Consider the following 21,951-nt stretch of genomic DNA (forward strand, 5'->3'; position numbering starts at 1 on the left):
TTTAATTATACTGTACGTAATATCTTCTCCATTTTCCTTCCTTTTGCTAACTCATCAATTATCTTATCTAGATACCTTAATTTTTGCGTTAAAGGATTTTTAATTTCTTCTACTCGGTAACCACAAATTATCCCAGTAATGAGATGAGCATTGGGATGTAAGGTAGCTTGTTCAAAAAAAGTTTCGAAAGTAACACGCTGTTCGATCAGTTCTTGTAATTTTTTTTCGTCAAATCCAGTTAACCACTCAATTAATTGATGCAATTCTGCAATGGTTCTGCCTTTTGTTTCTACTTTTTTAACGTAGTGAGGATAAACCGAGCCGAATATCATCTTTGCAATACGGTCGTCGTGTTTGCTTGTATCTGTTAAGGCTCCCATAATTCTATTTTATTACCCTCTGCATCCATAATATGTACAAATTTCCCATAGTCGTATGTTGCAATTTCGTCGAGTACAGTTACTCCATTTTCTTTAAGGTTATTTACCAGTTGTTCGATATGTTGGACGCGATAGTTAACCATAAATTCTTTTTTAGACGGCGAGAAATAAGCATCTCCTTTTTTGAATGCGCACCATTGAAGCGTGTCGATTTCGTCCGGATTATTAATATTTCGTGAATCAAAACTAGAAGAGCCCCAATCGTTAATTTCAATACCTAAATTTTTGGTGTACCATTCTTTCGTTTCTTTCAGATTTTCTGAATAAAAAAAAATGCCACCAATTCCTGTTACTTTTGGTGTATTATCTGTTTTATCTTCCATATGATTGGTTTTGAGGTTAAATTTACTAAAAATTATCAAAGATTAATGTATGATTTCGAATGGTGAACTTTCTTCAATATCCATTCAATCTTCCTTTTTATAAACTTAAAGTTCATCCTCAAGTTACTTTTTTCGTGGGTGAAATTGGAATGGGGGCACTTGGCGCCACAAGGACGGCTTTTTCTCAAGAAGTGAAAGTATTGCAGAAAGATTTAGTTTTTGCAGTTGGCTACCTCAAACGTAAATCTCCCCTTTTCATAGTCGATCGGTACTCGATTATCGAAGTGTGCAGAACCCATAATTAGCATAAATTGTCCAACGCCCATCGTTAACTTGCCTTCTTTTTTTAAGAAGGCTACTGGATTGCGGTTCCAACGTTCGGCCTTGTTAATTTTAAAATCGTAATGCCCACGTAGGGTATCTCCATACATTTCGCCTTTAAACTGACCTTCATATTTTTCTTTTTTATCGACATAATTAAAAGTGAGGATTCCATTGATAATTTTTTTCGAAGTATCTATCGATAACCATGCGGTATCGTTTCCTGAAATGGATTGGTAACAAACGGTTTTTGTCTTGTCCATTACCTTTTCTTTAGGTTTTTCTTGTTGACAACCAAAGATTAAGGTACTTGTTATGAATGAAATTGTAATAATTAATTGATGAGCTCTCATGAGTGTACAGGTTTACGTAAATATACAAAAGAATTATAAAGGATAGATGCATTATTAGTCTGCTTTCCATAAAAAAAGACCTCCATATACTTGGAAGCCTTCTCGGTAAATTAAAACGTATACTCTTATTAAAAAATCTCAAATCCTTTTTTAATTCTATCGCTATAAACCGCAGCCTCATCAAATATTGCTGTTTTAAATACTAGTGGTTTGTTCTTATAGTATACAGTTGTTACGGTATTAACTTGTTCTTTTAGCGAAGAAAATGGGGCAATGCGTTTATGGATAAAAAGTGTATCATTTCTAAGCGTTGCTACTTTTTTAATTTCATTAAGATTATTTGATTTAAAAGAGTTAGTTATCGAGCGTTGCTCATTAATACCCCAGTTGGTATCATCAATAATAGGATTACGCGTTACAGGTGCATTTTCTGCTCTTCTCCACGTAGTAACACGTATGTCTTTCTCATAACTCTCGATTTCAGCGCCACATCTAGAACATTTTCCTGTAGTTGCATTTGAAACAGGATAAACTGTAACTGTGCTGTCTTTGGTATCGATGGTATAGGGTTTGCGTGACGTTGATGATTTTGTGTAGGTTACACTGTGTCCTCTTTCGGCACAAATATTTTTTTTATCTTCAGATTTTTGAAGAGAGGCTGTATATTGAGCCGATGCTGAGAAAATGCTTAATGTAAAAATTAATGTGAATATGTGTTTCATAATAAGGAATAATTAATATGTGATGATGTACATTAGACAAAGAGAATGCCATCAACACTTGGTATGAATTTCCTTTCGTGTTCTGGAGTAATAAAATGGCATTTATAGCTATTTTAACTAATTTTTGGTTTCCTAATTATTTTATTAACTAGTTGTATAATCAAGTTTTTTAGGAATGAAAAAAAATAAATGTGCAACAAATTCCCCACCTCTGGGAAAACGAGAAAAGAGTTCCACTCACATTAAAGCAACTATTTAATTAATAATATAAATTAGATTTTTAGCGGACCTGAAATTTATCACGATACTGGGAAGGCGTCATTCCTACATTTTTTTTAAAAATCTTTCTAAACGCTTTAGGGTCGCTATATCCCGATTGGAAAATAACTTCGTTCATTTGATGTGAAGTGCGTTCTAATAATTTTTTAGCCGCTTCAATTCGCGTTTGTTGTAAATATTTGATGAGGGTTACACCTGTAATCTCCTTAAATCGTCTAACAATATTTCTTCGGCTAGATGGGATATCTTTTATTAACTCGTCTATAGTAGCGGTATCGTGATAATTGTTTTCGATTTTTTCTTGTGCCGATGCTACTAAGTGATCATTATGGTTTTTGGAAGGCTGAAAGGTACTAAAATAGGTTTGCTTATCTCGATCCATGTCAATTGCAAAGATCTTAGCGGTTTTAATGGCTATTTGACTGCCACAAAATTCATGAATGATATGTAAAAGAAGATGGAACGAAGAAGTAGCTCCGCCACTAGTATATAATCTTCCATCTTGTGTAACGGTTTTATCTGCCCGTAATCGCACTTCAGGAAATGCAGCTGCAAAGTTAGTACAGGCATCGACATGTGTAGTAGCGATTTTTCCCTTTAATAAGCCACTTGCAGCAAGCAAAAATGCACCTGTACAAACTGTTGCAATACTTGCACCCTTTGCATAGTGTTTTGTGAAGTAGGGAATATATATCGCATTTTTTTGCAAGGTCTGTGGCATATTATCTGTAGTAAATGCAGGAATTAAAACTAAGTCTAAGATCTCGTCCGTATCTACTGATGTTAACTTATAGCCATAAATCTCCTTTGTGTTTCTTAATAAATCTGTCGAAGCAATTACGCTAATATTAAAAGGGATTTCTTTTTTATCGTTTGCGTAAAATTTATTAACGGTTTCAAAAACTTCTAAAATAGCGGCAACGCTTAATAATTTGTAATCTTTGGTTAATAATACCGCAATGTTTTTCTGCATTTTTTTAAATCTTAATTAAAGATAAGAAATTTGTCGCAAATGCCCCCTATAGTTGACTTTAATAGCATTCATTTTAACATTGAATTATCTTAACTTAGAGTAATTAAATAGATAAAATGAAAGAAGAACTAGTAAGTAAGAGATTGTATGCCTTAATCGATTTATTCGATATGCATACTCCATTTTTTGATAACGTTTTAGAGGGGATTTCAGAGGAAGATTCGACAAATCGCCTTCATACTAAAGCTAACCATATAGCGTGGCTTGCTGGTAGTTTGGTTCAAGAACGTTATGAATTGGCTAATTTATTAGGGCTAGATCTAAAATCGACCTCAAATGAACTTTTTAAAGAGCATAAGGGGATTCAGGAAAATACTACCTATCCTTCTCTCGATTCTTTTAAAAAAGATTGGAAAGCCATTTCCCCAATTTTAAAAGCACAGTTGTTAAGGGCAACAGATCAAGAGCTAGACAAGGTACTTGAGTTTCCTGGAATGAGCTTTCCGCTGTACGATATGATTTCTTTTCAAATGTACAGGGAGGCCAACTGCATCGGCCAAATTGCCTTATGGCGTAGATTATTAGGTTATGAAGCAATGAAATATATGTAATATGGATAAGCAAGCAATACTAACTGAATTTGAAAAAACATTTTCTTCCCTAGAAAATACAATCACCCTATTTAACAATGAGGATTTCAATACAATTCCATTTGAAGAAAGTTGGACTCCGGCCCAAGTAGTACAGCACATTCTATTGTCTATAGAAAATTTCCCATCTGTATTAACTGGAAAAACTGAAGAAACGAATAGACCTATCGATAAGTTTATTCCTACGTTAAAAGATATTTTTTTAAACTTCCAGACAAAAATGAAATCACCAGATTTTATTAAACCAACACTAAAAGACTATGACCTTGATGAGCAATTGACAAAAATACAACACGTATCTGCTGAAATTAAACGGGCCATTGAAAAGGAAGATCTTTCAAGAACCTGTTTGGGTTTTCAGTTTCCCTCTCTCGGCTTGATCACAGGATTGGAATCGGTATACTTTATTATTTTTCATACCCAACGCCATACGCATCAATTGACTGAAATTCACCGATTTTTGAAACACAATTAACTCATATGAACATAGTTTTAAGTATTCTGTTATTTTTAGCTGTATTTGTGGCTTTTCTGCTTTTTTTAGCACTTGTGGTGAAGAAAAAATATTTCATTCAAAGAGAAATAGTTATCAATAAACCAAGTGATGAGGTTTTCGATTACATAAGATATATGCGAAACCAAGAGAAGTATAACAAGTGGGTACTGCAAGATCCCAATGTAAAAATTGAATATAAAGGCATAGATGGAACAGAGGGATTTACCAGTATTTGGGAAGGAAATAAGCAAGCCGGAAAAGGTGAACAAGAAATTAAAAAAATTGTAGAGAATGGTAGTATTAACTTTGAATTAAGGTTCGAAAAACCATTTAAGAATGTCGGACAAACGTATATGCATACCACTGCGGTCGGTAAAGCTAAAACCAATGTTAAATGGACGATGGAAGGACGAAACAGTTATCCTATGAATTTATTTAATCTATTTATTGATAATTTGCTTGGAAGAGACTTAAGTACAAGCCTCGATAATTTGAAACGGATTTTAGAAAGCTAAAATATGGTAGAAGTGTTTAAAACGAATGTAAATGATGCCTTAGATGCACAGCTAATTCTTAATCATATTCATGAAAATTTCTCAAATTATCAGGCAAATTTTGCACTTGATGATTGCGATAAAATTCTTAGGATTAACTGCTTAGACGGATTTGTAGCTGCAGTAGACATTATCGCTATTGTTGCCGCACATGGATTTGATGCTAGCATCTTGGCTCATGATTTTCAGCCTAGGAGTTTTATTTTCTAAGCAAGATTGTTAACTTTATAGCATGTTGCAAAGAAAATTATCTTTTTTTCTGTTTCTAGTTTTTTATTCGGTAACTGCCTTTGCCCAAAATAAGGATGCTGTAATTGGAAAGTGGCTCAGCGCTACTGGCGAAGGCCAGATCGAGATTTACAAACGCGCAGATAAGTATTTTGGCAAATTATCGTGGATTAAAGAACCAAACGACGAGAAAGGAAAACCTAAGGTTGATTCTAAAAATCCAAACCATGCCTTACAAACGAAGCCGATTTTAGGGCTGGAAATATTAAAAGACTTTGTTTTTGAAGATGGAAGATGGACCGACGGTACCATTTACGACCCTAAAACTGGAAAAACCTACTCCTGTAATTTATCAATTAAAGAAAATGGTCAACTCAATGTTAGAGGCTATATTGGGATATCGCTAATTGGTAGATCTGAAACCTGGAAAAAAGTAAAATGAAAAAGCTATTTCTATTCGCATTACTATTCCCTTTAATTGGGTTTGCTCAGCAATATTCTTCAAAAAATCTCAGCTTAAAAAAACTTACTACTGGAAAAAACACAAGTATGCGTGGCGTTTCTGTTGTGTCTAACCAGGTAGCTTGGGTAAGCGGAAGCAACGGACAGGTGGGAAAAACAGTTGACGGCGGTATAACTTGGGCATGGACACAGCCAAAAGGGTATGAGAAATTGGATTTCAGAGATATTGAGGCATTTGACGACCAAAATGCGATAATTGTAAATGCCGGTTCTCCAGCATATATATTATTAACTAACGATGGCGGAAAAAGTTGGAAGGAAACCTATAAAAATACCGATTCACTTATTTTCTTGGACGGGATGGGATTTTGGAACAGAAATGAAGGAATTATTTTTGGAGACCCCATCAACAATAAAATGCAACTGCTAAAAACTAGTGATGGTGGGTTAACCTGGAAGAATATTTCAGATCATCTAAAGAAAGCATTAGCGGTGGGAGAGGCGGGTTTTGCGGCAAGTGGTACTACCATTAGAACAAGCAACGACGGAAAGGTATGGATTGCAAGCGGAGGAAAAGCATCAAATATTTATTATTCGTCAAATTTTGGTAAGAAATGGAAAGTTTATCCTTGCCCAATCATTCAAGGCGAAAGTAGCACAGGTCCGTTTTCAATTGGATTTTTAGATTCAAAAACAGGGATTGCCGTAGGTGGTAATTACTTAAAAGATAAAGAAAGTACAAATAATATTCTTCTCACTAAAGATGGTGGAAAAACGTGGACCAAGCCAGTAACACCTGTACTCGGTTACAGATCGGCTGTAGAACATATTAATGGATTGCTTTGGGTGGCAACAGGGAGCTCTGGTACTGATTTTTCGGAAGATGGAGGCCAAAATTGGACGAATATTTCGACTTTAAATTTCAATGCCGTTCAAAAAGCAAAAACAGGCAATTTAGTGCTATTAACTGGAAACAGGGGAAATATCTATCAGCTGGTACTGCCAGTTGAGTAATTTTTTCACCAGCCAATACAGCTAAGTTTAGCTAATTTTACACGTTGTAGCAATTGCACTAATATAAAGCCATTGAGAAGTTAAGCCTTAATTCTTAATTTTAATGGTTAAAAAATATTTTACAAATAGCCTAGGATTTTCTAAGCTGCCTGAGATGTTAAGAACAAAAACAACACGGTGGTAAAAAACCAAGTCAATTTCCTGTCATAAATCAGCTACATTTTTGATAGAAATGTCTTATTGTAAAACATACACTTACATTTGTTGTTTAACAAAAATGTTAAACATAATTGTAAATGGCGCAGAGAGATACAGGAACCGAGCAATTAATTAAAGATACAGCAAAGCAAATCTTTTTTTCGGAGGGAAAATTACATGCAACTACGCAAGATATTGCCGATGCTGCAGGTGTGAATAGGACATTACTCAATTACTATTTCAGGTCGAGAGATATTTTATTTGAGCAGGTTGCCACCGAAGCAAGAGCCGAAATATCGGCCGAATTGGATTCAGTGTTTACTGCAGAACTTGAGTTTAAGGAAAAAGTTAAACAATTGATTACTGTTTTTATGGATCAAGCCATGAAATTTCCTTACCGTGAAATGTACGTAGTTACTGAACTTAACCGTAGCGATAAATCTGTTCCAGAAGAAAAGAAAAATCGAATAAAGCAATTTTTAAAAGAGATTAGTGCCGAAATGGAAAAGGGAAAAATAAAGAAAATGGATCCTCGGCAATTTGTTATGAATCTTTTTGCTTTAATGGCTTATCCGCTGATTACGAATTGCTTGAATAAATCGCTCTACAGCATTAATGATGCCGAGTACCTTAAACTAATGCAGGAAAGAAAGCAGCTCATTTTTGAAATGGTCTATCAATAAAATAAATTAAACTAAACACACAAATAAACTCAAGATACACATGAAATCGATTACCCAACTTTTCATTGCCTTACTTTTAAGCGTCGTTTTAGCCTCATGTGGCGGAAAAGATGAGAAAGCAGCTCAAGCAGCGGCTGCAGCAAGCGAACCTCAACCTTATCCGGTTTTTGAAGTAAGTACCCAATCAACTACACTCGATTCAGATTATCCTGCAACCATAGAAGGTATTCAGAATGTAGATATCCGCCCAAAGGTAGATGGCTTTATCGAAAAAATTTATGTAGACGAAGGTGCGGTGGTTAAAAAAGGACAATTGTTATTTGCAATCAACGCTCCTCAATATGAGCAGTTGGTGAGAACAGCGAATGCTGCCATAAGTAGCGCCGAGGCAGATGTAAATGCTGCTCAGTTGCAAGTGAATAAAACAAAGCCACTAGTAGAGAAAGACATCATCAGTAAATACGAACTTGAATCGGCACAATTAACCTTGCAAAGTAAAAAGGCAATGCTTGCTCAAGCTAAAGCAACATTGGTTAACGCAAAGGTAAATTTAGGCTATACTAGAATTACCAGTCCGGTTGAGGGTGTTGTAGGTGCTATTCCCTTTAAAACGGGAAGCTTAGTAAGTGGAACAAGTGCACAACCTTTAACTACTGTTTCCAATACATCAAAAGTTTACGCTTATTTTTCGTTAAACGAAAAGCAATTGTTAGATTTTTCAACGATGTACAAAGGTAAAACGCTTCATGAACAAATGAAGAATATTCCAGCAGTTGGCTTGGTATTGGCCGATGGGTCAATTTATGCACAGAAAGGTAAAATCGAATCTATTAACAGTCAGATCAATAAAGTTACGGGATCCGTTAGCCTTAGAGCTACTTTTCCAAATCCATTATTTCAGTTAAAAAATGGTGCAAGTGCCCAAGTTCGTATCCCCCAACATATCGAAAATGTAATTCTTGTTCCACAAAATTCAACCATCGATCTTCAAGGAAAGAAATTTGTGTACATTTTGGGCGACTCGGCAAAGGTAATTAATACAGAAATCCAGATCATGGAAATTCCAAAAGGTAAGTTCTATGTGGTTACTGGCGGATTAAAAGTTGGTGATAAAGTGGTCTTGGAAGGTTTCCAATCCCTAAAAGACGGCATAAAGATTAAACCACAAGAGCAAAAAACCGATTCGGTATACGCTGAACTAAAAAAATAAGCTTCCTGTTAAAGCAAATCATAAATTAAAATTATGTTCAAAAAATTTATAGAACGGCCTGTATTATCAACCGTTATCTCCATTATCATCGTGATACTCGGTATACTTGGTCTAGTTACACTTCCCGTTTCCCAATATCCTGAAATTGCCCCTCCAACCGTTCAAGTAAGTGCTTCTTATCAAGGCGCAAATGCCGATGTGGTGATGAATAGTGTAGTTATCCCACTCGAAGAGCAGATTAATGGGGTAGAGAACATGACTTACATGACTTCGTCTGCTAGTAACGACGGAACGGCAACCATAACCGTAAATTTTAAGCTGGGTACCAATGCCGATTTGGCAGCAGTAAATGTTCAAAACCGTGTAGCCAGAGCCAGTAGTTTATTACCGGCAGAGGTTACACGTTCGGGTGTGGTTACGGCTAAAAGACAATCGAGTAACGTACTTATTTTTGGTATTTATAGTGACGACCCCTCATACGATCAGAAATTTTTACAGAATTATGCAAACATCAATATCATTCCTCAAATTAAACGTATAAATGGAGTAGGGGATGCAAGTGCATTCGGATTGATGGATTACACCATGCGTCTTTGGTTAAAACCCGATGTAATGGCAACGTATGGCCTAGTTCCAAATGATGTAAGTGTTGCTTTAGCCGAACAAAATATTGAAGCCGCCCCGGGCCAACTTGGTGAGCAAGGGGATCAAGCTTTTCAGTACACCCTAAAGTACTCTGGTCGCTTAAAAAATGAGACAGAGTTTAGCAATATTATTATAAAAACGGGGTCAAATGGACAAATTTTAAGGTTAAAAGATATCGCTAGAATAGAATTAGGTGCCCAAAGTTATGCAAGTTCTGTACGATTTAACGGTAAACCAGCTTTGGGTATCGCCATTGCTCAAACAGCGGGTTCTAATGCCAAAGAGGTTATTGATGGCGCCATTGCAGCCCTAGATCAATCGTCGAAAACCTTTCCAAAAGGAGTGCATTACATGACCCTGATCAATATCAATGATTTCTTGGATGCTTCAATTGAAAAAGTGCTTCATACCTTAATCGAAGCATTTATTCTGGTATTTATTGTAGTGTTTATCTTCTTGCAAGATTTTAGGTCGACCTTAATCCCTGCTATTTCTGTTCCAGTGGCTATTATTGGTACATTTTTCTTCTTAAGCTTATTTGGTTTTACCATTAACTTATTAACACTCTTTGCTCTGGTGCTTGCCATTGGTATTGTGGTAGATGATGCTATTGTAGTCGTCGAGGCCGTACATGCTAAACTAGACCATGGTTATACGTCGGCTAAAAAAGCCACACTCGATGCCATGGACGAGATTAGTGGGGCAATTATTTCGATTACCCTGGTAATGGCCGCTGTATTTATCCCAGTTAGTTTTATTCAAGGTTCGTCGGGTGTATTTTATAAGCAATTTGGTTTAACCTTAGCGATTGCAATTATATTATCAGCTGTGAATGCGCTAACCTTAAGTCCAGCTTTATGTGCTTTATTCTTAAAACCACATGCAGATGACGATGGGAAACCTAAAAGTTTTATAGAACGTTTTTACATTGGCTTTAACACGGCTTTCGACTTAATGACCAACCGTTACAAAAGATCGGTTAGTTTTTTATCACGGAAAAAATGGGTAGCTATTGCTGGTATTTTTGCCTTTGTTGGTTTGCTTATTTGGACCATGAATACTACCCCTAAAGGCTTTGTTCCGAACGAAGATATGGGTACGATCATGTCTGATATTTCCTTGCCCGCTGGAACTTCACAAGAACAAACCGCTATTGTTATCAAACAGATCGACCAAATTGTTCACGAAATTCCTGAAATAAAAAACTCGCTTAGGATAGTTGGTCGCAGTATGATCAGTGGTTCGGGAAGCTCGTATGGAATGGTAATCTCTCGGCTAGTTCCTTGGAATGAGCGTAAACGTGATGTGAAAGTAATCATAGGCGAATTATTTGCTAAAACTGCTAAAATTAAAGGGGCGAAAATAATTTTCTTCGCACCACCCACCATCCAAGGGTTTGGTTCTAGTGGTGGCTTCGAATTTCAACTACAAGATAAAACCGGGGGTGATATTCGTAAGTTTAACGAAGTGGGAACTGCATTTTTGGGGGCTTTAAGTAAACGCCCTGAAATTCAATATGCATCAACCTCGTTTAATCCTAATTTTCCACAATATCAAATTGATGTAAATGTAGCCAAAGTAAAACAAGCTGGCCTTACCGTAAATGAAGTGTTAAACGTAATGCAAGGGTATTATGGTGGTGTATATGCATCCAACTTTAATAAATTCGGAAAGCAATATAGGGTAATGTATCAGGCCGATGCTCAATATCGTGCAAACGAGCAAAGTTTGAATGGTATTTATGTGCGTAATGCGAGTGGCAGCATGGCGCCTATTAGCGAATTTATTACCCTTCAACGGGTATATGGACCGCAAGCCATCTCTCGTTTTAACCTGTATACTTCGATAGCAGTAACAGGTGCACCAAAGGCTGGTTTTAGCTCAGGTGATGCCTTAAAAGCTGTACAAGAAGAAGCAGCAAAACATTTGCCATTAGGTTATGGCTATGAGTTTTCGGGCTTATCTCGAGAAGAAATGGCGGGAGGCAATCAGACCATCCTTATTTTCTTACTGTGCGTAGTTTTTGTGTATTTCTTGCTTTGTGCGCAATATGAAAGTTATATCTTACCATTAGCGGTATTAATATCGCTTCCTATCGGATTGGCGGGTGTGTTTATTTTCGATAAATTATTCGGTGTTGATAATAACATTTATACACAGATCACTTTAATTATGTTGGTTGGCTTATTGGCGAAGAATGCGATTTTAATCGTAGAGTACGCGGTAGATCGCAGACGAAAAGGTATGGGTATAGCAGATGCAGCCATCCAAGGTGCAACCGCACGTTTACGCCCAATTTTAATGACCTCTTTTGCCTTTATTTTGGGCCTATTGCCATTGATGCTTTCTAGTGGGGTAGGTGCTGCAGGTAATAAATCGATTGGTACGGGTGCCGTAGGGGGGATGTTAATTGGAACGATTTTCGGAATTTTTGTAATCCCTGCATTGTTTATCATTTTCCAAACCTTACAAGAAAAAGTAAGCAGTAAATCGCCATTTAACGAAGATGTTCATGCTGAGCAAATAGATTTGGCATTTCCAACAGTTGATGAACGTGAACACTAATATAAAATTTATGTTATTCAGAAATAAATTATCAGTTTTAATTTTCGGTTTTGTTACACTAACTTTTAGTGCGTGTATCAATCAAAAATACAATGGTCCGACGGCCAATGCCACACACTTATATAGAAATCAAACCACAACAGATACCACAACCATTGCAGATTTACCTTGGAGAAATTTATTTACCGATCCAACACTGCAATCGTTAATTGAAACAGGTTTGGCGCAAAATTTAGACTTAAAGCAGGCAATTGAACGTATTAAAATTGCAGAAGCCACTTTACAACAAAGTCGTGCTTCATTTTTACCTAGTTTACAAGGTGATGTATCGGTAACTGATGCCAAACAATCGCGTGCTGCTCAGAATTTTCCCGCTGGGTTAAACATTAACCTAGAAACACAAACCTATAGGGCACAGTTAAGCACTAGCTGGGAGGCCGATATTTGGGGCAAACTAAGCAGCGCAAAACGCTCTGCCTATGCAAGTTTATTGCAAAGTGACGCCGCTAAACGTGCAGTGCAAACGCAGTTAATTGCCAATATTGCCAATACCTATTACAGCCTATTGGCTTTAGATAAGCAGTTGGCGATTACATTACAAACGATAAAATCAAGAAAAAGTAATGTTGAAGCGATGAAAGCTTTAAAAGAAGGAGCTAAAGTAACCGGAGCGGCGGTGGTGCAAAGCGAAGCGAATTTATATGCTGCAGAGGTTAGTGTTCCCGATTTAAAAAGAAACATTAGAGAAACCGAACATGTATTAAGTATTTTATTGGCAAACGCCCCTGCTGCTATCAATCGTTCTTCAATAGATCAGCAAGTAGCCTATACCAATTTAAAAACGGGTGTGTCTGCTCAACTTTTGCAAAACCGCCCGGATGTACAGGCTGCAGAATTTGCATTTAAAGCCGCATTCGAAAACACAAATGTAGCTAAGGCCTATTTTTATCCGGCTTTAACTTTAACTGCAAGTGGTGGTTTATCTACTTTACAATTAAAAGATTTTTTTAATCAATCTGTTTTTTACAATTTGATTGGTGGGTTAACTCAGCCAATCTTTGCAAAAGGACAAAATAAAGCACGCTTAAAAACATCCTTAGCTCAACAACAAATCGCGTTTTTTGCTTTTCAACAAGTGCTAATCACTAGTGGTTCAGAGGTTTCTAATGCATTATACAGTTATCAAACGGCAGTTGAGAAACAAGAAACTAGAGCCAAGCAGATCGCTTCCTTAACCAAAGCGGTAGATTTTACCCAGGAGTTATTACGTTACAGCTCGGCAACAAATTACACCGATGTATTAACTTCAGAACAAAGTTTACTTGCAGCGCAACTAAGTGGGGTGGGCGATCAATTACAGAAATTGCAGGCAGTGGTTAATTTGTATAGAGCTTTAGGAGGTGGCTGGAAATAAAAGATCAGCTTAAATGCAACCTGTAATGCGGGCATAACAGGTTACGAATTTCATTATACGCTTTACGAGATAGGGAGTTTTTGTAAGACGTATTGCTTATCAATAAGCCTAGAATGATTATTACGAGGTGGTTAAAAGTTTAATGTTTCCTTTATAGTTTTTTCCGATATTTAATTTCGTTCCATTTTTGAGAATAATCATATTTCCTTCTAAATAATTCACGAACCTTTTGTGGAGGATAAACGATTTGTGGATACGAACAAATTGTACTGCGGGCAATTGCTCTTCAAAACTCGTTAAGGTTCGTGGGGTGAGTAAAAACTCCTTATCTTTCCATACTTTTACGTAATTTCCTAAACTTTCAAGATAAAATATTTCGTTTAAGTTAACAATAATCTGCTTTTTATCTGCTTTAATGGTAATATACTCATCTTCAATTTGAACACTATCTGGAATTACCGATTTTATTTGATTTTTGAGTTGATAAATTGTTAAAGCTCGGTTTGCAGCTTTTAATAGTCGATCGAAACGAAAAGGTTTAAGCAAATAATCACACACATCGAGATCAAAGCTTTCTAATGCATATTCTTCGAACGCCGAAGTAATGATGATGATCGGCTTATGCGTAAGGGTTTTGATAAAGTCTAATCCACTTAATTTTGGCATTCGAATGTCAAGAAAGATAAGGTCTACTTCGGTCTTGCTTAAAAAATCTAGTGCATCCGTTGCACGATAACACTGCCCCACGCAAGCTAAAAAAGGAATATCTTCAAGATGTGCTAAGATTACATCATGTGCTAAGGGTTCATCGTCGATAATTAAACAGCGTAAACTCATGTAATAATTTCTAATTCTGCGGTATATCGATTTGGGTGAAGGTTTATTTTTAAACTTGAAGTTTTTGGATAAACCAAAGCTAGCCTTTTCTTTAAGTTAGCTAAACCAATACCACTAATCTTAGTTGTGGCTTCATCCTCAATAGAATTCTCGCAGCTAAAATATATTTTTTTGTCATCAGATGTTAAGTATAGGTTTAAAAAAGCTTCATTCTCGGCTGGCTCAATACCATGTTTAAATGCATTTTCTATCAATACAATTAGCAAAAGAGGAGCTATTTGTAGATTTTCGTCGCCAATATTTTTTTCAAAGCGAAAATTTAACTGCTTTTTAAGCCGAATTTGTTGCAATTGGATATAATCCTCAATATAGTTAAGTTCTTCTAATAAAAATACGCGATCTTGTTGCCCTTTGTAAATGGTGTAGCGCATCAAGTCTGATAACCGCAAAATGCTATCCGATGTTTGATCAGACCGCTGTAAACTAAGTCCGTAAAGATTATTTAAGGTATTAAAAAAGAAATGTGGATTGAGTTGTTGTTTCAGTAAGTCGAGCTCTGTTTGCGATTTTTCCATTTCCAGCGACAATATATGTGTATTTTGCTTGCCCCATTGCATCGCCAATACCACGGGTAGGCTAAATAACATGATCCCAATTACTCCAAATGCATTTTCTAAATCGAAAGCATTGCTTGAAAAAATAGCTCTTCCTAACGTTTTATTAATGGGTAATGAAATTAATATCTGTGCAATTATTGGATATAAAATTACAACGGTAGCAAGCACACTCAGAATATATAAAATTAAGCCTTTTCGCTTTAAGACATGAGAAACCAATATGCGGTTGTTAAGGATAAAAAAGAGGTAGCCACAGAGATACATCAATAAAAACTGAATAAAAAAAAGTAAAAATGTTCCAAAATTGGCCACTATTTTCGTTAAGCTAAATTCGAAACCTATTAATAATTGTTCTTTTTTGTGGTACATGGGATTGTTCAAACTCGAGGTCCCCATAGCAGCTATCACAAGAGAAATTAAGATTAAGCTGATTAATACCGAATTCTCTAAGCCTATTTTCTTCAACCATTTGGCATCCTTTATTTTTTTTTGATAATAAGAGTTGATCTTTAATAACAATTCGAGTGCTATTGTTGATATAGCAGCTGTAATAAATAGGGAAGAATCATAGTTTTTGGGTGCTAATAGTATGCAAATAGTAGTAAAAAAAGCCTGCATCAATAAAAAACAACTGGCCCAATAGATAAGATAATATCGTGGAGTTAAATTCTCTTTAAAATAAGTCTTATTGTACACAAAAGCTAAAGCTGGAAGCTGATTAAAAACCAAAATAAGTACACAATTCAAATAATCAGACCATGCTAAAGTTTTGGCTTCAGTGATATGGAAAATAGACAACCACAGCGTTAATCCCAAAAAAAGTATAAACTCTTGGTGCTTAAGGTAAGAAGTTCCCGTTCGGCGTGCTTTTGTCATCTAATTTAAGCTTAAAGAAAATGGATTTTAATGAATTTGAGAAATCTAAATGACGAAAGTAGTGATTTTAATGACAAAAGGATTTTTAATCAAAATATTGGCGAACAGGGAAATATCTCACCTTAATCTGCCTTTTGTCACTAATGTAATAGCGTTCGTCATTATTATTTATTAGTCTGTAGCTGCATCTGTTTCTTTGTTATCGTATTAATAGTATTTCAAATGAGCAGACTTCAATTACTAAATCTCAGTAAAACATACACCAATGGCGCTAAGGCTTTAGACAACATTTCATTAACTATTTCTAACGGTATGTTTGGCTTATTGGGGCCAAATGGAGCAGGTAAATCATCGCTGATGCGAACTTTGGCCACTTTACAGCTTCCAGATAGGGGTACCTTCGTTTTTGATGGTATCGATATGCTCAAAGAGCCTCAAAAAATGCGTAAGCAGTTGGGGTATTTGCCGCAAGATTTTGGTGTTTATCCTAAAATATCGGCTATAGATTTGCTTAACCACCTCGCTATTTTAAAGGGTTTAACAAATAAAAGCAATCGAAAAGAGCAAGTTTTATCGCTACTACAACAAACTAATTTGTTCGAAGTAAGAAATAGGGCCGTTAGCAATTTTTCGGGAGGGATGCGTCAACGCTTTGGCATTGCGCAGGCCTTATTGGGCAACCCTCAATTTATTATTGTAGATGAGCCTACTGCTGGGTTAGATCCCTTAGAACGTAATCGGTTTCATGATTTGCTAAACGAAATTGGCGAACAAAGAGTAGTTATGCTCTCCACACATATTGTAGAGGATGTACACGATTTGTGCCCAAATATGGCTGTTTTAGCAAATGGGCGGATTGTACTACAAGGAAAACCCGCCGATTTAACCGATAAACTAAATGGTAAAATTTGGAGAAAAGTAATTGATAAGCAGACTGTAAATGAATATTTGTCGATATTTAATGTAATTTCTACACGGATAGTGGCTGGCAAAATTCATGTTTTTGTATTAGCAGATTATTGTCCGACAACAGGTTTCGAGCAATTTTATCCGGGTTTAGAGGAAGTATATTTTGCGGCCCTATTTGATGTGAAAGGGGTTAAGTCATGCTAATTTCTATGCTTAAATTTGAGCTTAACTATCATTTTAAGCAAACCTCTTTTCAACTTGCCTGTCTTTTATTTTTAGTACTGGGTACATTTGCCATTGCAAAAGGAAATTTTGGCGATGGAGATGTTTACAAGAACTCTTCATATGTAAGTGCTTACCTAATTTCTCTACTTTCGTTATTTTCCATCTTTTCGAGTATGCTGTTCTGCGCCAATGTGGTTTTGAGAGATTATCAGCATAAGATAGACTCGGTTATTTTTACGACTGCAGTAAATCGGTTCACTTATGTCACTTCAAGGTTTTTAGGTTTATTAATTGCGGTATTTTTACACCTCGCTTTCGCTGCCCTAGGCCTCTATATTGGGACAGCCTTTGTAGAAACTGCGCAATTAGGTGAATTTAATATGGGATATTACCTGCACCCGCTCTTTTTTTTCGGCCTACCAAATGTTCTTTTATCGGTAAGCTGCATTTTTTGTGCCGCATTATTAACTAAAAATGTGCGAGCAATTTATGCAACTGGTGTGCTATTGTACATTATTTACATGGTAGCATCTATTTTGGGTGATTCTCCATTATTTGCTACTTCTAATTTAAGAGTTAATGATCCAAGTATTTTACCTTTTTTGGCCGACCCTTTCGGGATGACTTCCTTTTTTAGTGAAACGAAAAAGTGGACCAATGCGAATAAAAATTATCAACTTTTTCCAATTAAAGGAGTGTTCTTGGCTAATCGATTAACTTGGCTAGGTTTTAGTGTCGTCATCACTTTCTTAAGTTATACATTTTTTAATTTTAGATTATCAATAGCTAAACAATCAAAACAAAGAGTTAAAGAAGAAATTAAGCAACTTATTGTTCCATTTAAACATTTTAAAGTTGACCCACAGGGCATAAAGTATAATTATAGCACATTTGCTTCACAGTTTAAGCTTGAGCTTATTTCGCTCTTTAAACACATTCCTTTTATGGTGATGCTTATCCTCTGGGTATTTGTGTTTAGTGTTGAGTTAAAAGATACACTCTTTAATGGCGCTTATGGTATTCATGCTTATCCAACCACTGGAATGATTGTGGAGGAAATGAGGTCGATAAATTTTGCTTTATTGTTGCTGATTTTTTACGCCGCAGAATTGGTGTCTCGAGAAAAAACGGCAAACATAGATGGCTTAATTTACAGTACACCCGTTAGAAATGGAGGAATGTGGTTGGCGAAGTGCTTAACACTTGGCGTTTTGGTACTAACCCTAGTAACCTTAACTATTGGTATAGGAATAGGAGTTCAAGTAGCTAATGGTTACTTTAAATTCGAAGTGTTAACCTATCTTTCGCTCTTTTATTATAGTGCTTTCCCCTTATTGTTATTTGTTATACTTATTATAGGTATCCAAAGCTTAACTTCCAATAAATATTTAGGCATGCTATTAAGCATGGTGATAGTTTTCTTCTCAATTTTTTCGTCACAGTTAGGGATATCCCATTTCTTACTTCGATTTGCAGCCGTGCCCGATCTTCAATTTTCTTATTTTAATGGTTTCGGACATTATGCAGAAGCATTTAATTGGTATATGTTGTATTGGCTAGGTTTTGCTTCAGCTATTGGAATATTAACCATTGGCATGTGGCAAAATGCCACTCCACAAACGTTTTTAAGTCGTGTAAAATCAATTCCAAACGTTTTAATCAATTTAAAATTTATCTTCCTGCCAGCTGTTTTGGTTTGGGTAGGCAGTGGAGTTTACATTTATCACCAAACGAATAGCATTGGAAAGTATAGCACTAAACAAGAAAGGTTAGCTTGGCAAATAAACTACGAGAAGAAATACGGTCCATTTGTTTATCTTCCTCAACCTATAATTAAATCAGTTTCTATCAAAGTAGATCTTTTAACCGAACAAGGAATCTATACGGTAAATGGAATTTATCGCCTAAAAAATGAGACCAACAAGCCCATTACAAAAATTTGGATAGGTTTAGATCCATCTGTTAATACTTTCGATATTTCTATCCCCAACGGAGAAAACCAAGAGAGAGACGACGAATTTAACCAACAATTTATCAATTTAAAGAAGCCGTTATTGCCAAATGCCGAAACTACAATGAACTTTTCTTTAAAAGTAATACGTGGTGGTTTTGTACCTTTTGATACGGAGAATTCGATAGTTTCGAATGGAACATACATCGAGTTGGAAAAATTCGTTCCTAATTTTGGTTATAATCCCAGTCTTGCTATAGATGATAAAAAGAGTAGACAAAAATCACATCTTCCTCAAAAGGCTCCAGGAAACGCTGTTGATTACCGCTATCACTTAATCGATTTTGAAAACACCATTTCTACGGCATTAGATCAGCAAGTAGTTACTGTAGGCACACTTCAAAAATCATGGATAGCAAATAACAGACATTATTTTACCTATAAAACTACTCAACCCATCAATTTTATGTTCGCCCTAAGTTCGGCACATTATGAAATAAAGAAGGAAAGGTATAAGGGCATAGATTTGCGTATTTATTATAAAAAAGGACAGGAGTACAACTTAACAACCATGATGAAAGCCATCAAAGAAACCATAGCTTATGGGGATCAAAATTTTGGTGCATACACGTTAAAGCAGTTTACGTTAGCCGAAATTCCGCAATATCGTGGTGCGGCAACTGCCTATCCCGGCGTAATATTTAGTGCAGAACGATTAAATTTTTTAAGTAACTATAGTAAGTCAAATAAAATAAATCAAGCCTATGCCATTACCGCACATGAAGTTGCACATCAATGGTGGGCAAATAAACTCGATCCGGCTTACGCTCCTGGAAGAGCCATGCTTACTGAAACATTGGCCAAATATACAGAGGCGATTTTAATCGAAAAGCACTTTGGTAAAATGTATTTAAGCAATTATTTGCGATTGGATAATCAGCTTTATTTTTCTAATCGTTACGCAAACGAAGTAGAACAGCCGCTAACAAAAGCAATCGACCAAGCCTATGTATATTATCAAAAGGGCGGCTTAATTATGTATGCTATTAAAGAAGCCATTGGAGAAAAAGCATTAAATGCTATGTTAAGAAAATTAATTGTTGAGCACGAAAATCCAAATCAAAAGGCTACTACAGCAAACTTTATTCAACTTTTAGCGAAATCACTTCCGCTCGATCAGAAAAAATTTGCCGAAAATAGCTTTAATCAGGTGGTTAATTACGATATGAGTATAAATGTACTGGGATGTAAAGTGTTGAAAAATGGAAAATTCAAGGTAGACATCGCTGTAAAAGTTGTCGCAAATAAGCAAGGTTTTAATCAACCCCAAACACCAGATATGGATGTTGATATTGCATTTTTCCATACGACAAAACCAGAATGGAATCTACACACAAAACCTAGCTATTTGAAAAAACATCGCATCAGCAGTTTAGCTACCAAATTAACCATTTTTACTGATAAAAAGCCAAAAGTAGTGGCAATAGACCCCTATGCTTACCTCTTGGATGCAAATTTAGAAGATAATATGCAACAACTTAAATAAGCTATTTTGTAGTTAATAGTACTTTCGATTTGTTTTATTTGTTTTTATTTTATTTCTTTGATAGGGTGATGCTTTGCATAACGATACCATACGAAACACTTTAAAATGTCAAATCTTAATGATGCATTAGCCGCCGCAAGCGAAACCAAAGCACTTCGCATTGGTTGGGGTATGATAGGGCAAGTAGCTGATTTATTTACAGAACAATTTCCAAACCAACAAGCGGTAATCATTGCAGATCGCATTACATATAAAATTGCAGGCGAAAAAGTACATCAAATTCTTGAGGAAGCTAGAATTAAACAGGTAAGCCCTTTTATATTTTCAGCTGAACACCTTTATGCAGAATATTCTTTTGTAGATGAACTTATTGCATTTTTAAATACAAATAATGCGATCCCTATTGCTGTAGGATCGGGTACCATTAACGATTTAACTAAATTAGCTGCTCATTTAACCAATAGACAATACTTGTGTGTGGCAACTGCAGCCTCGATGGACGGTTACACTGCTTTTGGAGCATCCATTACTGCAAATGGTGCAAAGCAAACCTTTAATTGCCCAGCTCCACAAGCTTGCTTAGCTGATATCGAAATTATAGCTCAAGCACCTGTTGAAATGACAGCTTCAGGCTACGCCGATTTATTCGCAAAAATTACCGCTGGTGCCGACTGGATTTTAGCGGATAGCTTACATGTTGAAGCTATCGATTTTAAAGCCTGGTCTATTGTTCAAGATGGCCTTCACGATGCACTTTCAGATCCTGCCAGTGTTCGTAAAGGTAATGCTGAAGCGATAACGAAGTTGGTAGAAGGTTTAATGCTTGGCGGATTTGCCATGCAATGGTCTAAATCGAGTCGGCCAGCTTCTGGAGCCGAGCATCAATTTAGTCATTTATGGAATATGGAGAACCATTTAAACAATGGCGAACACGTGTCTCATGGTTTTCAGGTTAGCATTGGAACATTGGCTATTACCGCACTTTACGAACAGTTTTTAGCAACACCCATTGATGAATTAGACGTTTCATTTGCCTGTGCGAACTGGCCATTGGCAACTGAATCGGAAGACCAAGCCTTAAAAATCTTCGAAGGAACCGATTTTCCAACTATTGGTTGGCTAGAAACCAAAGCAAAATACAGCAATCGAGAACAATTGACTCAACAATTAACGCTATTAAAAACCAATTGGACAGGATTAAAGCACGAACTCGCTAAGCAAATAGTTCCATTCGTAGAAGCTAAACGTAGATTAGACTTGGTTGGCGCCCCAACCACACCTGAGCAAATTGGAATCTCGAGGGAAAAACTTCGAGAAACGTTTATCCGTGCCCAATTTATTCGCAGACGTTTTACGATACTAGATGTAGCCATACGAACCGGTTATTTAAATCAATGGCTCGATACCTTGTTCGGAAAAGGAGGCATCTGGGAAATCCACTAATAAACCAAAGAACTAAA

The 21,951-nt window shown here is 36.2% G+C and carries 20 protein-coding genes; 13 read left to right on the forward strand and 7 right to left on the reverse strand.

Annotated features, from left to right (window positions below):
* Positions 1-5 precede the first annotated feature (5 nt).
* From WG904_RS18180 to WG904_RS18200, 5 genes are all read right to left on the reverse strand, one after another.
* A complete protein-coding gene (locus tag WG904_RS18180; RefSeq protein WP_339580771.1) occupies positions 6-380 on the reverse strand; it encodes a DUF2200 domain-containing protein in 375 nt (124 codons plus the stop codon).
* Positions 368-763: a VOC family protein gene (locus WG904_RS18185; protein ID WP_339580772.1), complete on the reverse strand. Its 396-nt coding sequence runs from the start codon at positions 761-763 to the stop codon at positions 368-370. The genes WG904_RS18180 and WG904_RS18185 overlap by 13 nt, the downstream gene beginning before the upstream one ends.
* Before the next feature lie 212 nt (positions 764-975).
* Positions 976-1,347, reverse strand: coding sequence for a hypothetical protein (locus WG904_RS18190; RefSeq protein ID WP_339580773.1), 372 nt, complete (start codon positions 1,345-1,347; stop codon positions 976-978).
* A gap of 218 nt (positions 1,348-1,565) precedes the next feature.
* Positions 1,566-2,159, reverse strand: coding sequence for a hypothetical protein (locus tag WG904_RS18195; protein ID WP_339580774.1), 594 nt, complete (start codon positions 2,157-2,159; stop codon positions 1,566-1,568).
* Positions 2,160-2,439: 280 nt separating this feature from the next.
* Positions 2,440-3,411 (reverse strand): GlxA family transcriptional regulator, encoded by a 972-nt coding sequence (locus tag WG904_RS18200; protein WP_339580775.1) that lies wholly within the window; start codon positions 3,409-3,411, stop codon positions 2,440-2,442.
* Positions 3,412-3,527: 116 nt separating this feature from the next.
* Between WG904_RS18200 and WG904_RS18205 the strand changes: the two genes are divergently transcribed.
* The 10 genes from WG904_RS18205 to WG904_RS18250 all read left to right on the forward strand — a co-directional run bounded on the left by WG904_RS18205 (position 3,528) and on the right by WG904_RS18250 (position 13,530).
* A complete protein-coding gene (locus tag WG904_RS18205; RefSeq protein WP_339580776.1) occupies positions 3,528-4,022 on the forward strand; it encodes a DinB family protein in 495 nt (164 codons plus the stop codon).
* A 1-nt stretch (position 4,023) separates the two neighbouring features.
* The gene (locus WG904_RS18210; RefSeq protein ID WP_339580777.1) at positions 4,024-4,536 is read left to right on the forward strand and encodes a DinB family protein; all 513 of its coding nucleotides are present in this window, start codon (positions 4,024-4,026) and stop codon (positions 4,534-4,536) included.
* A 5-nt stretch (positions 4,537-4,541) separates the two neighbouring features.
* The gene (locus WG904_RS18215; RefSeq protein WP_339580778.1) at positions 4,542-5,072 is read left to right on the forward strand and encodes an SRPBCC family protein; all 531 of its coding nucleotides are present in this window, start codon (positions 4,542-4,544) and stop codon (positions 5,070-5,072) included.
* Positions 5,073-5,075: 3 nt separating this feature from the next.
* Positions 5,076-5,321 (forward strand): hypothetical protein, encoded by a 246-nt coding sequence (locus tag WG904_RS18220; RefSeq protein ID WP_339580779.1) that lies wholly within the window; start codon positions 5,076-5,078, stop codon positions 5,319-5,321.
* A 22-nt stretch (positions 5,322-5,343) separates the two neighbouring features.
* The gene (locus tag WG904_RS18225; protein WP_339580780.1) at positions 5,344-5,781 is read left to right on the forward strand and encodes a DUF2147 domain-containing protein; all 438 of its coding nucleotides are present in this window, start codon (positions 5,344-5,346) and stop codon (positions 5,779-5,781) included.
* Positions 5,778-6,815, forward strand: coding sequence for a WD40/YVTN/BNR-like repeat-containing protein (locus tag WG904_RS18230; RefSeq protein ID WP_339580781.1), 1,038 nt, complete (start codon positions 5,778-5,780; stop codon positions 6,813-6,815). Before WG904_RS18225 ends, WG904_RS18230 begins: the two co-directional genes overlap by 4 nt.
* Positions 6,816-7,111: 296 nt before the next feature.
* Complete coding sequence (locus WG904_RS18235; RefSeq protein WP_339580782.1) at positions 7,112-7,696, forward strand: TetR/AcrR family transcriptional regulator; 585 nt, start codon at positions 7,112-7,114, stop codon at positions 7,694-7,696.
* Positions 7,697-7,736: 40 nt separating this feature from the next.
* Positions 7,737-8,906: an efflux RND transporter periplasmic adaptor subunit gene (locus tag WG904_RS18240; RefSeq protein WP_339580783.1), complete on the forward strand. Its 1,170-nt coding sequence runs from the start codon at positions 7,737-7,739 to the stop codon at positions 8,904-8,906.
* A gap of 33 nt (positions 8,907-8,939) precedes the next feature.
* Positions 8,940-12,116: an efflux RND transporter permease subunit gene (locus WG904_RS18245; RefSeq protein WP_339580784.1), complete on the forward strand. Its 3,177-nt coding sequence runs from the start codon at positions 8,940-8,942 to the stop codon at positions 12,114-12,116.
* 10 nt (positions 12,117-12,126) lie between these two features.
* The gene (locus WG904_RS18250; RefSeq protein ID WP_339580785.1) at positions 12,127-13,530 is read left to right on the forward strand and encodes an efflux transporter outer membrane subunit; all 1,404 of its coding nucleotides are present in this window, start codon (positions 12,127-12,129) and stop codon (positions 13,528-13,530) included.
* A gap of 120 nt (positions 13,531-13,650) precedes the next feature.
* On the opposite strand, the gene WG904_RS18255 is transcribed toward WG904_RS18250, so the two are convergent.
* Positions 13,651-14,367 carry a LytR/AlgR family response regulator transcription factor gene (locus tag WG904_RS18255; RefSeq protein ID WP_339580786.1) on the reverse strand — a complete coding sequence of 239 codons (717 nt, stop codon included), beginning with the start codon at positions 14,365-14,367 and terminating at the stop codon, positions 13,651-13,653.
* Positions 14,364-15,860: a sensor histidine kinase gene (locus tag WG904_RS18260; RefSeq protein WP_339580787.1), complete on the reverse strand. Its 1,497-nt coding sequence runs from the start codon at positions 15,858-15,860 to the stop codon at positions 14,364-14,366. The genes WG904_RS18255 and WG904_RS18260 overlap by 4 nt, the downstream gene beginning before the upstream one ends.
* A gap of 222 nt (positions 15,861-16,082) precedes the next feature.
* Between WG904_RS18260 and WG904_RS18265 the strand changes: the two genes are divergently transcribed.
* From WG904_RS18265 to WG904_RS18275, 3 genes are all read left to right on the forward strand, one after another.
* A complete protein-coding gene (locus WG904_RS18265; RefSeq protein ID WP_339580788.1) occupies positions 16,083-16,973 on the forward strand; it encodes an ABC transporter ATP-binding protein in 891 nt (296 codons plus the stop codon).
* Positions 16,974-16,978: 5 nt separating this feature from the next.
* Positions 16,979-20,491, forward strand: coding sequence for an ABC transporter permease/M1 family aminopeptidase (locus WG904_RS18270; protein WP_339580789.1), 3,513 nt, complete (start codon positions 16,979-16,981; stop codon positions 20,489-20,491).
* 105 nt (positions 20,492-20,596) lie between these two features.
* Positions 20,597-21,934 (forward strand): sn-glycerol-1-phosphate dehydrogenase, encoded by a 1,338-nt coding sequence (locus WG904_RS18275; protein ID WP_339580790.1) that lies wholly within the window; start codon positions 20,597-20,599, stop codon positions 21,932-21,934.
* Positions 21,935-21,951: the final 17 nt, after the last annotated feature.

The sequence above is a fragment of the Pedobacter anseongensis genome, from assembly GCF_037482965.1.
Taxonomy (GTDB): domain Bacteria; phylum Bacteroidota; class Bacteroidia; order Sphingobacteriales; family Sphingobacteriaceae; genus Pedobacter; species Pedobacter anseongensis.

Bases quoted from the DNA above. Each gene is read 5' to 3' on its own strand.
- WG904_RS18230 (WP_339580781.1), top strand. From the start codon at position 5,778: ATGAAAAAGCTATTTCTATTCGCATTACTATTCCCTTTAATTGGGTTT.
- WG904_RS18255 (WP_339580786.1), bottom strand. From the start codon at position 14,367: ATGAGTTTACGCTGTTTAATTATCGACGATGAACCCTTAGCACATGAT.
- WG904_RS18200 (WP_339580775.1), bottom strand. From the start codon at position 3,411: ATGCAGAAAAACATTGCGGTATTATTAACCAAAGATTACAAATTATTA.
- WG904_RS18275 (WP_339580790.1), top strand. From the start codon at position 20,597: ATGTCAAATCTTAATGATGCATTAGCCGCCGCAAGCGAAACCAAAGCA.
- WG904_RS18245 (WP_339580784.1), top strand. From the start codon at position 8,940: ATGTTCAAAAAATTTATAGAACGGCCTGTATTATCAACCGTTATCTCC.
- WG904_RS18250 (WP_339580785.1), top strand. From the start codon at position 12,127: ATGTTATTCAGAAATAAATTATCAGTTTTAATTTTCGGTTTTGTTACA.
- WG904_RS18260 (WP_339580787.1), bottom strand. From the start codon at position 15,860: ATGACAAAAGCACGCCGAACGGGAACTTCTTACCTTAAGCACCAAGAG.
- WG904_RS18270 (WP_339580789.1), top strand. From the start codon at position 16,979: ATGCTTAAATTTGAGCTTAACTATCATTTTAAGCAAACCTCTTTTCAA.
- WG904_RS18265 (WP_339580788.1), top strand. From the start codon at position 16,083: ATGAGCAGACTTCAATTACTAAATCTCAGTAAAACATACACCAATGGC.
- WG904_RS18225 (WP_339580780.1), top strand. From the start codon at position 5,344: ATGTTGCAAAGAAAATTATCTTTTTTTCTGTTTCTAGTTTTTTATTCG.
- WG904_RS18240 (WP_339580783.1), top strand. From the start codon at position 7,737: ATGAAATCGATTACCCAACTTTTCATTGCCTTACTTTTAAGCGTCGTT.
- WG904_RS18180 (WP_339580771.1), bottom strand. From the start codon at position 380: ATGGGAGCCTTAACAGATACAAGCAAACACGACGACCGTATTGCAAAG.
- WG904_RS18235 (WP_339580782.1), top strand. From the start codon at position 7,112: ATGGCGCAGAGAGATACAGGAACCGAGCAATTAATTAAAGATACAGCA.
- WG904_RS18190 (WP_339580773.1), bottom strand. From the start codon at position 1,347: ATGGACAAGACAAAAACCGTTTGTTACCAATCCATTTCAGGAAACGAT.
- WG904_RS18210 (WP_339580777.1), top strand. From the start codon at position 4,024: ATGGATAAGCAAGCAATACTAACTGAATTTGAAAAAACATTTTCTTCC.
- WG904_RS18195 (WP_339580774.1), bottom strand. From the start codon at position 2,159: ATGAAACACATATTCACATTAATTTTTACATTAAGCATTTTCTCAGCA.
- WG904_RS18185 (WP_339580772.1), bottom strand. From the start codon at position 763: ATGGAAGATAAAACAGATAATACACCAAAAGTAACAGGAATTGGTGGC.
- WG904_RS18215 (WP_339580778.1), top strand. From the start codon at position 4,542: ATGAACATAGTTTTAAGTATTCTGTTATTTTTAGCTGTATTTGTGGCT.
- WG904_RS18220 (WP_339580779.1), top strand. From the start codon at position 5,076: ATGGTAGAAGTGTTTAAAACGAATGTAAATGATGCCTTAGATGCACAG.
- WG904_RS18205 (WP_339580776.1), top strand. From the start codon at position 3,528: ATGAAAGAAGAACTAGTAAGTAAGAGATTGTATGCCTTAATCGATTTA.